This is a genomic window from Amycolatopsis sp. NPDC021455, assembly GCF_040640995.1.
Classification (GTDB): domain Bacteria; phylum Actinomycetota; class Actinomycetes; order Mycobacteriales; family Pseudonocardiaceae; genus Amycolatopsis.
Map to the genome: position 1 here is coordinate 59,975 of NZ_JBFACT010000045.1, position 14,498 is coordinate 74,472.

Here is a 14,498-nt window from a genome sequence, read left to right on the forward strand (position 1 = left end):
CGGGGATGCCGCTCCGATTCGTGGCGCTGCTGGCCGCCACGACCGCGTTCGTGCTCGGCTGTGTTTTCCCGGCGTCGGCCGGGGAACTGCAGCAGACCGACCGCACCCTGCTCACCCGGCTGAAGCAGCACACGCTGTGGGCCGTGCCGTCGAGCAGGCTGGCCGCCGACCGCGCCACCAACCGGCGCGTCCGCGCCGTCGCCGTCCGCATCGCCGACGACCAGGCCCGCCTCGACGTCGCCCTCCGCGCGGTCGCCGACCGGCTCGCGGTCACCCTGCCGGGGGAGCCCACGGACGACGAACGCGCCTGGGCGGACGAAATCGCCGCGGACTCCGGCGACGCGTTCGACCGCGCCTACGTCAACCGGCTGCGCGCCGAGTACGGCACCCTCTTCGCCCTCGCCTCCGACGTCCGCGCCGGCACCCGCGACGACGACGTCCGCGCGTTCGCCCAGACCGCCGTCGACACCTCGCTCGGCCACCTGACGCTCCTGGAGAGCACCGGGCTCGCCGAGACCACGCACCTGCTCGTCTCCGCCACCGAGGACGACACCCTCGGCGGCGGCGACTTCGCCCTCGCGGCCGTTTTCGTGGCGTTCGCCGCCGTCGTCACGTTCGGCCTGCTCCGCCTGCTCGGAACCCCCGGCAGGACCGCGCCGCGCACCCGGAGGTAAGCCGCCCCATGTCCCCCTCAGCCGCGCTGATCCCGGTGTCGCCGCACGACATCGGGATCGCCGAGGCGGCCACGCTGTCCGGCCGCCTCACCTACCTCTGCATGTGCCTGACGCTGTGCTGGGGCGTCCTCGCCGCCACCGGCTGGGTCCGCCGGTTCAGCGGCCAGGACGCGATCCGCACCGGGCACGTCCTGCTCGCCGCGTTCACCCTCGCCCTGGGCGCCGTGCACGGGCTGACGTTCCTCTTCATGGAGGACAACCCCTTCGGCGTCGCCGACGTGCTCCTGCCCTTCTACGACGGCACGCCGCGGCACGCGCTGGGCATCGCCGGCCTCGAGCTCGTCGTCGCCGTGTCCGTGACCGCGGGCCTGCGGCGCGGCACCCGCGAAGGCCGCTGGCTGCGGTTCCACCAGGCCGGCTACCTCGCCATCGGCCTGCTCGCCGTGCACGCCTGGCTCGGCGCCGTCTCGAGCGGGCACCTCGCCGTCGTCTGGCTCGCCGGCATCACGCTGCTCGTCCCGCCGGTGCTGCTGTCGGTCCTGCGCGTGCTGCCCGCGAGGATCCTCGCCCGCGCCGGGCTGGTCACGGCGCCGCCGGCCGAGCCCGGCGCCGAACCCGCCACCCTGCGCGTCGACGTCGACAGCCAGCGCTGCCACGCCTACGGCGTCTGCCAGTCCGAGGCGCCCCAGGTCTTCCAGCTCGGCCTGGACGGGCAGCTCGAGTACGAGAAACGCCCGCTCGCCCAGCTCGCCCCGAACGTCCAGGCCGCCGCGCGCGCCTGCCCGATGAGAGCCATCCACCTGTTGGGAGCCACCCGATGAGCGAACGCATCGTCATCGCCGGAGCCGGCCTCGCCGGCCTGCGCGCCGCCGAACGGCTGCGTGAACTCGGCTTCGACGGCGAAGTCGTCGTCCTGGGCGCCGAACCCGACATCGCCTACCACCGCCCGGCCCTGTCCAAGCAGCTGCTGACCGGCGCGGTCAGCCGCGCCGACACCCTCCTCGCCGACCCCCTCGAAGTCGACGCGGAATGGCGGTTCGACACCCCGGTCACGGCGCTGTCGCCGCAGCGGCAGGTCGTCCACCTGCGCGACGAGGAGCTGCCCTACGACGGCCTGATCATCGCCACCGGCGTCGAACCCCGCCGCATGCCCGGCGCGCCGCACGGCCACCCGCGCGTGGTCGTCGTCCGGACCCTCGCCGACACGATCGCCCTCCAGCGCGCGCTCGCCTCCAACCCCGGCCCGGTCGCCGTCATCGGCGACGGCTTCATCGGCTGCGAAGTCGCCTCCAGCCTGCGCGAGATGAACCGGGACGTCGTCCTCTTCGGACGTTCGAGAGCGCTGCTGGCCGACGTCCTCGGCCCCGACATCGGCGACTGGCTCACCGCGCTCCACGCCGCCCGCGGCGTCCACCTCGAGCTCGGCACCACCATCCGCCGCTGGCGCCCGGCACCCACCCACGTCGGCCTCGAGTTCGCCGACGGCCGCGCCCTCGACGTCGCCTGCGTCGTCGTCGCGGTGGGCAGCGTCCCCGCCGTCTCGTGGCTGCGCGGCGCCAAGCTGCCCCTCGACGACGGCGTCGTCTGCGGGCCCACCTGCCACGTCGTCGGCTCCTCGACGATCGTCGCCGCCGGTGACGTCGCCCGCTGGCCCAACCTGCGCTTCGACGCGACCCCCCAGCGCGACGAGCACTGGCTCAACGCCGTCGAAATGAGCCGCGCGGCCGCCGAGAACCTCCTCACCGGCCCCCAGGGGTCTCCGGCCTACACGCCGGTGCCCCGCTACTGGTCCGAACAGCACGGCGTCCGCATCCAGGTCGCCGGCCGGCCCGCGCTCGCCACCGACACCGTCCTGCTCGAATCCCCGGTCCCCGGCACCCGCCCGATCACCGGCTTCGTCCGGGGCGGCAAGCTCGTCGGCCTGATCGGGCTCGACAGCCCCGCCGCCGTCCTGCACTGGACGGCCGAACTCGCCCGCCAGCACCCCGCGCCCGCCGAGCCCCCGCCCGAAGTCCGGCCCCGCCACCACAGTGAGGCCGTGGCCGGGTACTGAGCTACCATCCAGCCTGCGGACGAGCTGGCAGGGCGGTCGCGAGCCGGGGTGACCCGGCCCGAGGAAAGTCCGGACTCCGCAGGGCAGGGTGGTTGCTAACGGCAACCCGGGGTGACCCGCGGGACAGTGCCACAGAGAACAGACCGCCCCGGTCTGTGTGCTTCATGAGGACCGGGGTAAGGGTGAAACGGTGGTGTAAGAGACCACCAGCATCCCGGGCGACCGGGATGGCTAGGTAAACCCCACCCGGAGCAAGGCCAAGAGGGAGCACGCTCCTGCGCAGGCGTTCGAGGACGGCCCGTCCGAGCCTGCGGGTAGGCCGCTGGAGCCTGCCGGCGACGGCAGGCCGAGATGGATGACCGCCGCCCCGGAAGCCGCAAGGCGACCGGGGAACAGGATCCGGCTTACATGCCGGCTCGTCCGCGTCCAGCTCACGTGATCGAAGAGGCATCACGCGTGACTGCAGAGGCATCACGCGTGATTGGAGGGGCATCGCGCTGATGCCTCGCCAATCACGGGTGATGCCCGCTGGATCACGCGTGATGCCCCTTCGGGTACGGAAGTCGGTACCTCTGCCGGGTTACTCGGTAGTAGGGTGCCGTCATGGCGGGTGACGAGCAGCGGTTCAAGGCGGCCTTCGACTCCCTGCACGCGCTGGAGTACTTCGCGCCGGAGGTCGAGGCCGCGTACGTCGGGGCCGGGCTGCGGCCGGGGCGGATGCCGTACTTCGCCGGGCGGGGCGCCGCCATGGGAGCCGTCGGGCCCGAGGTCATCGCCGCCACCTTCTACAACTTCAACCCCGACGTCATCGCGCGCACCATCCCGCGGGCCTGGACCTTGGCTACGCCCGAGCAGGTCCTCGAGGCGCGGCTGGCCGGCGTCGACAAGGCGCTCACGCGGCTGCTCGGCGACCACGTCAAGAGCGACGAGGTCGCCGAAGCCGCCGAACTCGCCCGCGAAGCCACGGCGGGCTGCCGCGGCGAAGGCCGCCCCCTCTACGCCGCCCACGCCGGGCTGGCCTGGCCCGGGGAGCCGCACCTCGTTCTCTGGCACGCTGTCACCTTGCTTCGCGAACACCGCGGCGACGGGCACATCGCCGCGCTCGTGCTCGAAGGCCTCAGCGGGCTCGAAGCGCTCGTCACCCACAGCGCCACCGGACGCGGGTTCGTGACCGCCGCCGCGAAGCTCACCCGCGGCTGGAGCGACGAGCAGTGGAACGCCGCCGAAAGCGCGTTGACCGACCGCGGTCTCCTCGACGCCGAGGGTGCGCTCACCGACGCGGGCCTCGCGCAGCGCGACCGCCTCGAGATCGCCACCGAGACGGCCGCGCGGGGGCCGTGGGACCACTTGGGACCCGAGAAGACGGCCCGGCTCGAAGGGCTCTGCCGCGGTCTCAGCGCCCGCGTCGTCGACGCCGGCGCCTTCCCCGCGCACGTTTTCGCGCTGGGCCGTCCCTGACCGAGCAAGATCACGCTATGTAGTGAAAGTCGCGTGAAGTGCTGAGCGCCCTGTGACGGACAGCGAGCCCGGTCAAGATCGAGATGCCGCTCGACCGGCCGCGGGGCCGTCACAGAGCGGACTCGTGGCACGCGGCCGTTCGTGTCATGTCACACTGTTCCGGGCCGCACAACGGCGCGAACGTCAGTACCGACAGTGAGCAAATCCCGGGCATAGGGGTGAGTTCGTCAGCACACTGAGAAGTATGGGTGGCCGGGGTTCAACCCGAGGGCCCTTGCCGCGATGATGGTGAGCGTGGAGTTTTCGTGTGCTGTGTGCACTGCATCGGTTGAGGAGCCAGCCGATGTCTACTCTGCGCGCTTTGACCACTACCCCTCGTAGCCTCCATGATGTTGTTCGAAGCACCGCCTGAGCCAGAACCGCGCGGCCCCCACCGCGCACCGGGAGTATCGCGATGATGACCTTGACCACCCTCGACACGCTGGCCGCCGGCGAACTGGGCACGGGAAACGTGCGCCAATGGCTGCTCGACAACGTCATCCCCCTGGTGCTGCTGGCCGTCGCCCTCCTGCTCCTCTGGCTGGGTGGCGGCAAGGGCGACAACGCCGGCGTCATGCGGCGGCTCGCCGGCGTGGTGATCGCGCTCGCCATCATCGGTCTCGCGGTCAGCGGCGCGGGCGTGAACGTGGGCCAGTGGATCGCCGGCCTGTTCACCGGCTGAGGCGGCGGCGTGCGCATCAGGACCGATGACGAGGTTTACCGGGTCGACGCCGTGTGGCTCGGCCCGCCGAAAGCGACTTTTCCCTGGAGAGCCCGCTACGTCGCGTGGCTCATCGGCATCCCGGCGTTCTTCGTCGTCCTCGGCATCGAACGCTGGGCGGGGTGGGGCTTCGGGTTCTTCTCGACGGCGTGGGCGTTCGTCGCCACCATCGTGATCACCCGGCTGCTGACGGCCAAGATCAGCCACGAGCGCCCGCTGGGCACCGTGGTCGCGATGGCCGGGCGCGAGCTCAACACCCCCAGAGAGGTGACCACGGGCACCGGCGGCGCCGTCAGCGCCAGCCGCGTCCGGGTACGGGCCGAACGCCCGCTGCCGAAGCACAAGCGGAGGCGGCAGTACCAGCACCACGGCGGGCCGCCGGGTGCCGCCTTCACCCAGGGAACACCACGAGCGCGCCGGAACCGCGGCAACGCGGCTCGGGCCGGGAGGTAGTCGTTGTTCGGTCGCGGCGCTAGCCGAGGAAAACGGGGTCGGGACGCACGCTCGGGCGCATGGCAGCCGCCCGAGCAGGTCCGCGCGTCGCGAAACGGCTCGGGGAACAAGGCTCGCCTGCCCGGTGAGCAGGCCATACCCGCGTATACCCCGTCGATCGCGGTGCGAAGCATCGACGGGCATCTGGTTCGCACGGGTTACGAGGTCTACGCCTGGTACCGGCTGGCGCCGCAGCGCTGGTCGTTCCGCTCGGACTCGCAGCGGCGCGACCTGATCGCGGCCATCGCGGGCCAGTACGCCGAGCTGCAGGGCCGCTGGCTGCACCTGCGCGTGACGAACCGGCCGTACCCGATCCGGATGTGGGCCGAGGCGCACGTCTACAACGCCCACGGGCGGCCCAACGACGTCCCGGGCGCGCTGTCGTTCGACGACTACCTGATCGGCGAGCAGCAGCAGCTGATGGGCCGCTCGATGGCCGAAAAAGAGGTCTACATCGGCGTCCAGGTGCAGACGCGCCGGATGGTCGACCGCGCGGTCGAGCGCGCCGCGCCGGTGCTGCGCAAGATCCTGCCCGAGGCCGTCGACGCCGAGCTGGCCGCGCTGGACTCCGAGGTCGAGCACCTCGACCAGGTCATCGGCAGCGCCGGGCTGGAAGGCCGTCCGGTGCACGCCGAGGAGATGTCCTGGCTGATGCACCGGTCCTGTTCGCTGGGCCTGCCCGCGCCGCGGAACATGCCCGCCGTGCCGGGCGCGGCCTGGGAGCCGGAGGACCTGGCCAGCTTCACCGACGCCGCGGACTACTACGCCGAGCCGTACGCGCCGACGGTGACCGTCCGCGGCCGCACCGGCTCCAACGCCGGCGTCTCGCGGCACCTGGCGATCCTGACCGTGGGGCAGATGCACGGCCTGCAGATCCCCGAGGTCGACGACCCGTGGATCCAGCACGCCGACCGGCTCCCCGCCGCGGTCGAGGTGTCCGCGCGCATCTACGTCCGGCGCCCCGAAGAGGTCGCCGGCGAGCTGCAGCGCCAGATGAACAAGGTGCGCTCGCAGGTCAAGCACTACACCGACGAGCACGAGCTGGAGCCGCCGCAGTCGCTGTCCCGGCAGGCCGGCCGGGTGCTGGAGATCGACGACGAGATGACGTCGGGCTTCACCGCGCTGGCCACCCGCGTCCGCTCCTGGTGGCGGCTGGCGGTGTCGGGCCCGACCGAGCGCGACGCGCTGCGCCTGGCCCAGCAGCTGCTGGACCTGTACAAGCCGAAGATCGCCATCGAGCACCCCGAAGCCCAGTACGCGCTGGCCAGGGAGTTCATCCCGGGCGAGCCGCTGGCCTCGGCGGCGTACATGCGCCGCGGTTCGGTGGTCTGGGCGTCCTCGGCGGTCCCGACGGCGACCGCGGAGGTCGGCGACCGCCGCGGCATCCTGCTGGGCGAGACGTGCACGGCGACCCGGCGCCCGGTGGCGTGGGACCCGTGGATGGCCCAGGAGATCCGCGACGGCTCGGGGCTGACGGCCATGGTGGCGGGCCTGGGTGGTGGTAAGTCGTTCCTCGGCGGCGGCATCGTCTACAAGACGCTGCGCGCGGGGGCGAACTGGACGATCCTCGACCCGTCGGGCCCGTTGTCGCGGCTGTGCGACCTGCCGGAGCTGCGGCCGTACGCGCGGCCGATCAACCTGCTCAACGCGCAGCCGGGGATCCTGAACCCGTACCGGGTGGTCGCCGAGCCGCTGATCGAGCACTTCATGGACGAGGACGACCCCGAACGGTCGTGGCGCCGCGAGAAGGCCCTCGCGGGCGCGACGCGGCGGCGTCTGGTGCTGGACGTCCTGACCGGTGTCCTGCCGTACGAGGTGTCGCGGATGGCGCAGACCAGGATCGTGCTGCTGCGCGCGGTCCGCGCGGTCGGCGGCCGGTTCGACGCGGACCCGGGCCAGGTGATCGACGCGCTGCGGCGGGATTCTTCGGAACACCACGAGCACGCGGTCGTCGTCGCGGACTTCCTCGACGAGATGCGCGAGCGGATGGCGCTGCTCATCCCGGAGACGGACGCGGACCCGTACTCGGAGACCCGCGACGACCGGCTGACGGTGCTGACGATGGCGGGCCTGACGCTGCCGAAGGACGGCGTCCCGCGCGAGTACTGGACGGACGCGGAGTCCCTCGGCGTCGAGATGCTGAACCTGGCGGCGTGGCTGACCCAGCGGTCGGTGTACGAGAAGCCGAAGGAGCTGCGCAAGGGCGTCTGGATCGACGAAGCGTTCTTCCTGTCCGAGGTCCCGACCGGGCGGGTGCTGATGAACCGCTTCGCGCGTGACTCGCGGAAGTGGAACGTCCGGGTGCTGCTGTCGTCCCAGATCCCGGCGGACTTCTTGAAGATCCAGGGTTTCGTGGCCCTGCTGGACTCGGTGTTCGTGGGCCGTCTCGACGACGACGACGCCCAGGCCGACGCCCTGCGGCTGCTGAAGGTCCCGGTGGGCGTCGGGTACGAGCAGGTCGTCGCGGCCCTGGGCCGTCGCCCGGGAGCGCAGCGCGGCCTGGAGCGGGACGTCGAGCCCCGCCAGTTCATCTTCGGCGACGGCGCCGGCGGCGTGGAGCGCATCCGCGTCGACTTCTCGGGCCCGCACCTGGAGCACCTGCGCGCGGTCATGGACACGACGCCGGGCTCGAAGGACGCGGCCAAGCCCCGCCCGGGGAGCGAGCTGGCGCTGCCGAAGACGGAGGAGAAGAAACCGTACGTCCCTGTGCCCCCGGAGGACGACATCGAGCTGGAGCAGGACTTCGAGCTGGCGGCGGAGCTGGAGGTCGGCCTGGCCGACGAGAACCTCCTGGGCGCGCCGGACCCATTGGCGTCCGAGACAGGCGAGGTGGAGGGCGGGGTGCAGCCGTCGAACGGGCAGCAGCACGCCCGCACCGGAGGAAAGGGCGGCACCGGCCGGGACGCCGCATGAGCACCGTGCTGACGTTGGCGGTCCTGCTGACGCTGGCCGCGGGATGGCACTCGCTGAAGCGGCGGATCAAGGAGGGTCCGCGCCCGGGCCGCCGCACCCCAGGCCGCAAGGCGACGATGTTCGCCGTCATGCTCGTTCTGGGCCTGCAGGCCATCGCGACGGCCCCGGCAGCGAGCGCGGCGGCCTGCGGCGAGGCCCCCAACCCGGAACGCCCCGGCGCGGGCATGGTCGGCGCGATCGACCCCGCCGAAGGCCACGGCGAGGCGGGCAGCCCGTACGTCGACTACAGCTACGCCGGGTTCGTCTGGAACACCTTCGAGACGAACTGCTCCGGGCTGAACCTCACCCCGGCCGGGTCCACTTTGGACACTTGGGGTGGCAACCAGCTGTTCAACCTGGGCAAGAACATCGTCGGCGCGACGAACTCGCTGCACTACACCGTGCTCGAGGGCGGTTTGCTCAACCCGTTGTACAGCGCGGTGAAGTCGGGCGCGGAGAAGGTCTACAACAACATCTACGCGCAGCTATTCGGGCTGGTCGCGTTGATCATGTCGATCATGCTGTTCCGCAACATCTGGCGGGGTGACCTCGCCGCGGTCAGCAAACGGGCGCTGTACGCGCTGGCGGGCGTTTGGCTCGCGGCGTCCTCGCTGGCGATGCTGCGGTACTTCGACCCGATCGACAAGGCGATCGTCCAGACCACGACGAACATCCAGGCCGGGTTCGTCGACGACTCGAACGACCGCGTCATCCGGCACATCCTGCCGACGAACCTGCACAACGAGATCGTCTACAAGAACTGGCTGCGCGGGGAGTTCGGTTCGCCCACCGCGCCGCAGGCCGGCCAGTTCGGCCGTCCGCTGCTGGACGCGCAGGCGTTCACGTGGGCGCAGCTGCGCAACGGCGACGACGGGAACCAGGCCGTCATCGACGGCAAGAAGAACGCCTACAAGGACATCTCCACCAAGCTGGGCCCGGCAACCGGCTACTTCACCGGAGAAGCCGGCGGCCGCACCGGCGCGGGCTTCCTGTCCCTCGGCCAAGCCCTCGTCTACTCGCTCTTCCAGCTGCTGGCCAAGGCGAGTGTCCTCCTCGCCCAGGTCCTCATCCGCCTCTTCGCCCTGACCGCCCCGCTGATCGGCCTCGTCGCCCTGCTGCACCCGGAGATCCTGCGCCGCGTGCTCAAGGTCGCCGGGGGCGTGGCCTTCAACCTTGTCGTGCTCTCGGTGCTCGCCGGTATCCACGCCCTGCTCCTGCAGGCGATCTTCGACGCCGGGAACTCGCTGAACATGCTCACGCAGATGGTCCTCGCCGGGCTCATCACCGTGCTGCTGTTCATGGTCGGGCGTCCGGTGCGGCGGCTGTGGCAGATGGTCGAGATGTCGGTCAGCATGGTCGGCGCCGCCGTGCCGTCGCCCGGGGGCGGGATCTTCTCGCGGTTCCGGCGCAACCGGACCGGGCCGACTCCGCAGGACGAGTTCTGGCAGAACGTGCGCGACACCGACGACGTCGTCGACGGCGAGCAGCGAGGCCCGCTCGGTGCCACGGCGGGCGGTGGCCGGTTCCGGCCGGAAGCCACGATCTTCGCCAGCGCCCAGCGGCTCGACAACGGCTCGAGCGCGTCCCGGCCGGCCGCCGCGTGGTCCGGTGCGTGGCCGGGGTCCATCACCGGGGGCTCCGCCGGCACGCTGCCCGCGGGCGGACGGCCTGGCGCTCCGGTGTTCGGCCAGTACAACCCGGCGGGCGGCGATCCCGGTGACTACGTCGTCGTCGGCGCGGGTGGGCGGCCGACGACCCGGCAGGAGAGCCGGCGCGTCGATACCTCGCCGGTGGCCGACCGGCGCTGGAGTGATGAGCCCGAGCCCGTTGTCGTGCCCTCCGACCTGCGTACGCCGGAGTCGAGCTTCAGCGACTACCCGTCGACGGACGTGCCGCGGACGCCGGGGGTGCGTGCCCAGCCGCGTCGCGTCGACCCGGAAGTAGTCGCCGGCAAGCCGGTGTTCGTGCTCTACCGGCCGTCGCGGGGCATTGAGGTCCGGGAAGAACCGCGGGACACCGACCAAGTGATGGGGCGGTGACCGATGCCGATCCGCACCAACCGCGGCCGCGCCGCGGTCTACCGGCGCCTGTGGGGCTGGCCCCTGCGCTCGCCCCGGCACCTGATGGGCACGCTGGTGTTCCTGGCGATCCTGGTCACCGCGCTCGGCATCGTGCTGCCGAAGGTGGTCGGCAAACCGCAGGCCAAGGCGTCGCCCACCACCGGGACGACCACTTCCGTCACGGCGACCCCGCCGGGCGTCGCCGCGCCGGTGCCGACGTCGAACCTGCCGACGCGGCTGTCCACGCCGCTGGTCACCCCCACTCCGGTGCCGCCGAACGAAGACGCCGTCCGCGTCGCCAAGCAGTGGGCCGCGGCCTGGGTCAACCACCCGGCGGGCATGACCTCCGAGCAGTGGCTCGCGCAGCTGAAGCCCCTCACCACCGATGAGTACCTGCCGGTGATGAAGACGGTCGACCCGGCCAACATCCCGGCGACGAAGGTCACCGGTGAACCGGTCGTCGGCACGTCGTACTCCAGCTCGGTGCAGCTGACCATCCCGACCGACGGGCCGAAACTGGCCATCACGGTGGTCAGCACCAACGCCGGCTGGCGGGTCGCCGACTACGACCAGGCGAGCTGACCGTGCGGCGCCTGGGGCTCTGGCTGGGGCTGGTCGTGTTCCTCGCGATCGGCGCCCTCGTCGTGACCGCCGTCGCCGCGAAGGTGGTCATCGACAACCAGCAGGCCCAGGCCCGGGGCGTGTCGCTGATGAGCTGCGACGCCTCGGTCGGCCCCACGCAACCCGGCCAGGGCGACCGCGGCGCGGTCGACGCGTCGAAGCTGGACGACGAGCAGCGCGGCATCGTCGCGCTGATCATCTCCGTCGGCAAGCAGCGGTCGCTGGCGCCGCGGGCGTGGCAGGTCGCGATCCAGGCCGGGATGACCGAGTCCGGGCTGCACAACCTGACCTACGGCGACCGCGACTCCCTGGGCATCTTCCAGATGCGCCCGTCGATGGGCTGGGGCACGGTGGCGCAGGTCACCGACCCGACGTACGAGGTCAACAAGTTCTACGACGTCCTGCAGGGAGTACCGGACTGGCAGAACAAGCGGCCGGGCGACGCCGCGCAGGCCGTGGAACGCTCGGGCTTCCCGGACCGGTACCACAAGTGGGAGCCGATGGCGGCGACGCTGGTGCAGAACGTCGGCCAGGTCGTCGACGTCGTCGCCTGCGGCACCGGCATGGGCGCCCTGCTGCCGCCGAGCCAGGCGGCCGGGCAGGCGATCAAGTTCGCGCTGGGCGAGCAGGGGAAGCCGTACGTGTGGGGCGCCGAGGGGCCGGACTCGTACGACTGCTCCGGGCTGATGCTGAAGGCCTACGAGTCGGCCGGGATCATCCTGCCGCGCGTCTCCCGCGACCAGTACCACGCCGGCGCGTTGCTGCCGGTGCGCGAGGCGCAGCCCGGTGACCTGCTGTTCCTCGCCACCAACCCGGCGGATCCGGGCTCCATCCACCACGTGATGATGTACCTGGGCGGCAACAAGGTCGTCGAAGCGCAGCAGACCGGCGTCCCGGTGCACACCCGGGACTTCTCGTTCGACGAGCGTGAACTCGTACCGCAGGCGGTCCGGCCCGGCGTTTAGCATGGGTGAGAGCCTCTTGACACGAGCAGGGGCCGGTGGATTCACCCGACGTCGCGGCGCTTTCCACGAGCAGGTGGCCGCGTACTGGCAGAGGATGAGCACGTGGGACGGAAATTCGGCAGGCGAGGCAAGGCCGGCGCGGGCGAGCCCCGGGACCCGGCGGCGCTGTTCGGCGCGCCCCAGCCGCCCCGGCAGAGCGCCCGTCCGGCGTCCAGCACTCCGCTCGCCGACCAGCTGGGCCAGGGGTATCCGGGCGTGGACGCGGGGTACGTCGTGCTGCCGCGTTCGCTGGCCGAGGGGATGTCGCTGCCGTGGCAGCACCAGATGGCGGCGCTGCTGGCCCAGTTCCACGCGGAGCACGCCTCGCTGGCGTGGCCGGTCTACCGGGTCGTGCCGTCGCGGTACGAGAAGCTGGCGGACCTCGACGAGGAGCAGCTCGCGGAGGCGGGCTACCTGGTCGAGATGGACGCGGACGGCGAGATGGTCTACCGCGAGCGAAGCGGCCGCAAGGTCGAAGACCCGATGAACACGACGGTCCTGGTGTCCTGCCTGGACCCGATCCCGAAACCGGCGGCGCGCCCCGCCCCGGCCCCCTCGGGCCCGGCGCCGGGCCAGGCCCCGGCCCCGATGAACATCGGCCCGGCCCCGGTGTGGCGGACGGTGCCCCACCCCCCGCCGGCACAGTCGGTCCCGGGAACGCCGGAGCAGCAGGTGTCGCCGCCGTCCGAGCCACGGCCGGCGTGGGCCGCGCCGGCGAGCCAGGCTTGGGCGCCGTCGGAGGACGCTTCGCCGCCGGTGAGCTCGGGCGACGAGGCGGCCGCGCCTTGGGCACGGGCCGCCTCCGCTGGTGCTTCACCGGTGAGTGGTCCTCGCCAGGACTCGGATCCGGCCGCGGCGGTCGTCGAGCCGGAATGGTCGGTTCCGGCCGAGTCGGATCCGCCGGGGCCCGTCAAGGCTCCGCAGTCTCTTCCCCGGCATGCCGCTCCGGAGGAGCATGCCTCGGTAGCGCGGGGTGGCGACGCAGCGGCGGAACAGCCGGAAGCCGAGCAGCAGCCGGTGCGTGCGGAACCGCCGACGGTTGACGAACCTGTCGCCTTGGGGGAGGCGAGTGGGGGTCAAGCAGCGCCGGAGCAGCCGCTCGAGGCCGAGGCGGCGCCGACTGAGGCGGTTCGACCGGAGTCGGTGGAGTCTGCAGGCCGGGCGGAGCCTGGGGCAGTGGAGGCGGAACGGCCTGAGGTGGCTGCGTCGCCTTCGCCTGGCGCAGATCAAGCTGAGGTGGTTGCGCCGTGGACAACGGCTCGGCCGGAGTCCGTGGAGCTTGCAGGCCGGGCGGAGCCGGCGGCGGAGGCAAACCAACCTGAGGTGGCCGCATCGCCATCGAATGTCGGCAACCAAGCCGAGGCGGTCGAGCCACGGGCGGTGGCTGAGCCTGAGGTGGCCGGGCCGCGATCGACCGGCGGAGAGCAACCCGAGGCAGCCGCGCCCACACCGGCCGAGCAGAAGCCGGTCCACCCGGTGGAGCCGGAGTTCCAGTCTGGACCGCCGACTGCGCCCCAGGCGGCGCAGCCGGAGTCGGCCACCTTCGTGCAGGCATCGGAGCTGTCCACCGCTCCGCAGGCGGCGCCACCTGCGGAGACGGCACCGCCCGCGGTTTCGTCGCAGCCGGCTGTCGCTTCGCAGCTGCCGGTACCGCCTGCCGTCGCGCAGGCGCCGGAAACGCCTGCGGCTTCGCAGGCTCCTGGAACTTCGCACCCGCAGCCGGCTGCCGCTGTGGCGGATTCTGGTGGCCCCGCGCAGTCGCCGGCAGCTCCCGAGCCGCAGGTTCCGCCCGCTGCCTCGCCGGCTCCGGACGGCACCTCACGGCCGCCGGTCGCGCCCCAAACCGCGGCTCCGCAGCCGCCTCTCGTGACCGGTGCCCAGCTGCCCAGGCCGCCTTGGGGGCCCGCCGGCCTCCCGGCTACCGGTGCGGACCCGACTCAGGGCCCGGTAACCGGTGCCGCCCAGGACGCTGCCCCGGCATCGGTTCCCGTTCAGTCCCCGGTAACCGGCCCTGCTCAGGCGCCGGTTTCTGGTGCCGTGCAGGCCCCGGCAGCTGGTCAGACCCAGGGCCCTGCCCCGGCATCGGTTCCCGTTCAGTCCACGGTAACCGGCCCTGCTCAGGTCCCGGTTTCCGGTGCCGTGCAGGCCCCGGCAGCTGGTCAGACCCAGGGCCCTGCCCCGGCATCGGTTCCCGCCCAGTCCCCGGTAACCGGCCCCGCTCAGGTCCCGGTTTCCGGTGCCGTGCAGGCCCCGGCAGCTGGTCAGACCCAGGGCCCTGCCCCGGCATCCGGTCCCGCCCAGTCCCCGGTAACCGGCCCCGCTCAGGCGCCGGTTTCCGGTGCCGTGCAGGCCCCGGCAGCTGGTCAGACCCAGGGCCCTGCCCCGGCATCCGGTCCCGCCCAGTCCCCGGTAACCGGCCCCGCT

The 14,498-nt window shown here is 72.4% G+C and carries 10 protein-coding genes, 1 other RNA gene and 1 pseudogene; all 12 read left to right on the forward strand.

Annotated elements, in window-relative coordinates:
* Positions 1 to 5: 5 nt before the first annotated feature.
* Entirely contained in the window at positions 6 to 674 is a 669-nt protein-coding gene (locus tag AB0G28_RS34620) for a DUF4142 domain-containing protein (protein WP_361099019.1), read from the forward strand.
* Positions 675 to 682: 8 nt separating this feature from the next.
* Positions 683 to 1,495 carry a ferredoxin gene (locus AB0G28_RS34625; RefSeq protein WP_361099022.1) on the forward strand — a complete coding sequence of 271 codons (813 nt, stop codon included), beginning with the start codon at positions 683 to 685 and terminating at the stop codon, positions 1,493 to 1,495.
* Positions 1,492 to 2,727, forward strand: a complete 1,236-nt coding sequence (locus AB0G28_RS34630) for an FAD/NAD(P)-binding oxidoreductase (RefSeq protein ID WP_361099025.1) — start codon at positions 1,492 to 1,494, stop codon at positions 2,725 to 2,727. Before AB0G28_RS34625 ends, AB0G28_RS34630 begins: the two co-directional genes overlap by 4 nt.
* A 20-nt stretch (positions 2,728 to 2,747) precedes the next feature.
* Positions 2,748 to 3,150, forward strand: an RNA gene (gene rnpB, locus AB0G28_RS34635) — RNase P RNA component class A.
* Between the two features lie 180 nt (positions 3,151 to 3,330).
* Positions 3,331 to 4,185, forward strand: a complete 855-nt coding sequence (locus tag AB0G28_RS34640; RefSeq protein ID WP_361099028.1) for a hypothetical protein — start codon at positions 3,331 to 3,333, stop codon at positions 4,183 to 4,185.
* Between the two features lie 454 nt (positions 4,186 to 4,639).
* Positions 4,640 to 4,906 (forward strand): hypothetical protein, encoded by a 267-nt coding sequence (locus AB0G28_RS34645; RefSeq protein ID WP_004562703.1) that lies wholly within the window; start codon positions 4,640 to 4,642, stop codon positions 4,904 to 4,906.
* Positions 4,907 to 4,915: 9 nt separating this feature from the next.
* Positions 4,916 to 5,398 (forward strand): hypothetical protein, encoded by a 483-nt coding sequence (locus AB0G28_RS34650; protein ID WP_361099031.1) that lies wholly within the window; start codon positions 4,916 to 4,918, stop codon positions 5,396 to 5,398.
* A 3-nt stretch (positions 5,399 to 5,401) separates the two neighbouring features.
* A complete protein-coding gene (locus AB0G28_RS34655) occupies positions 5,402 to 8,350 on the forward strand; it encodes an ATP-binding protein (protein ID WP_361099034.1) in 2,949 nt (982 codons plus the stop codon).
* Positions 8,347 to 10,428 (forward strand): magnesium transporter, encoded by a 2,082-nt coding sequence (locus AB0G28_RS34660; protein WP_361099037.1) that lies wholly within the window; start codon positions 8,347 to 8,349, stop codon positions 10,426 to 10,428. Before AB0G28_RS34655 ends, AB0G28_RS34660 begins: the two co-directional genes overlap by 4 nt.
* A gap of 3 nt (positions 10,429 to 10,431) precedes the next feature.
* On the forward strand, positions 10,432 to 11,031 hold the full coding sequence (locus tag AB0G28_RS34665; protein WP_361099041.1) for a hypothetical protein: 600 nt from the start codon (positions 10,432 to 10,434) through the stop codon (positions 11,029 to 11,031).
* 2 nt (positions 11,032 to 11,033) lie between these two features.
* Complete coding sequence (locus tag AB0G28_RS34670; RefSeq protein ID WP_361099044.1) at positions 11,034 to 12,035, forward strand: C40 family peptidase; 1,002 nt, start codon at positions 11,034 to 11,036, stop codon at positions 12,033 to 12,035.
* 102 nt (positions 12,036 to 12,137) lie between these two features.
* Positions 12,138 to 12,698: pseudogene (locus tag AB0G28_RS34675) on the forward strand (hypothetical protein); the annotation flags it as partial.
* Between the last annotated feature and the right edge of the window lie 1,800 nt (positions 12,699 to 14,498).

What these genes read in the sequence shown, in the direction of transcription:
- AB0G28_RS34620 (WP_361099019.1), top strand. Translation starts at nt 6, where the DNA reads ATGCCGCTCCGATTCGTGGCGCTGCTGGCCGCCACGACCGCGTTCGTG.
- AB0G28_RS34625 (WP_361099022.1), top strand. Translation starts at nt 683, where the DNA reads ATGTCCCCCTCAGCCGCGCTGATCCCGGTGTCGCCGCACGACATCGGG.
- AB0G28_RS34630 (WP_361099025.1), top strand. Translation starts at nt 1,492, where the DNA reads ATGAGCGAACGCATCGTCATCGCCGGAGCCGGCCTCGCCGGCCTGCGC.
- AB0G28_RS34640 (WP_361099028.1), top strand. Translation starts at nt 3,331, where the DNA reads ATGGCGGGTGACGAGCAGCGGTTCAAGGCGGCCTTCGACTCCCTGCAC.
- AB0G28_RS34645 (WP_004562703.1), top strand. Translation starts at nt 4,640, where the DNA reads ATGATGACCTTGACCACCCTCGACACGCTGGCCGCCGGCGAACTGGGC.
- AB0G28_RS34660 (WP_361099037.1), top strand. Translation starts at nt 8,347, where the DNA reads ATGAGCACCGTGCTGACGTTGGCGGTCCTGCTGACGCTGGCCGCGGGA.
- AB0G28_RS34665 (WP_361099041.1), top strand. Translation starts at nt 10,432, where the DNA reads ATGCCGATCCGCACCAACCGCGGCCGCGCCGCGGTCTACCGGCGCCTG.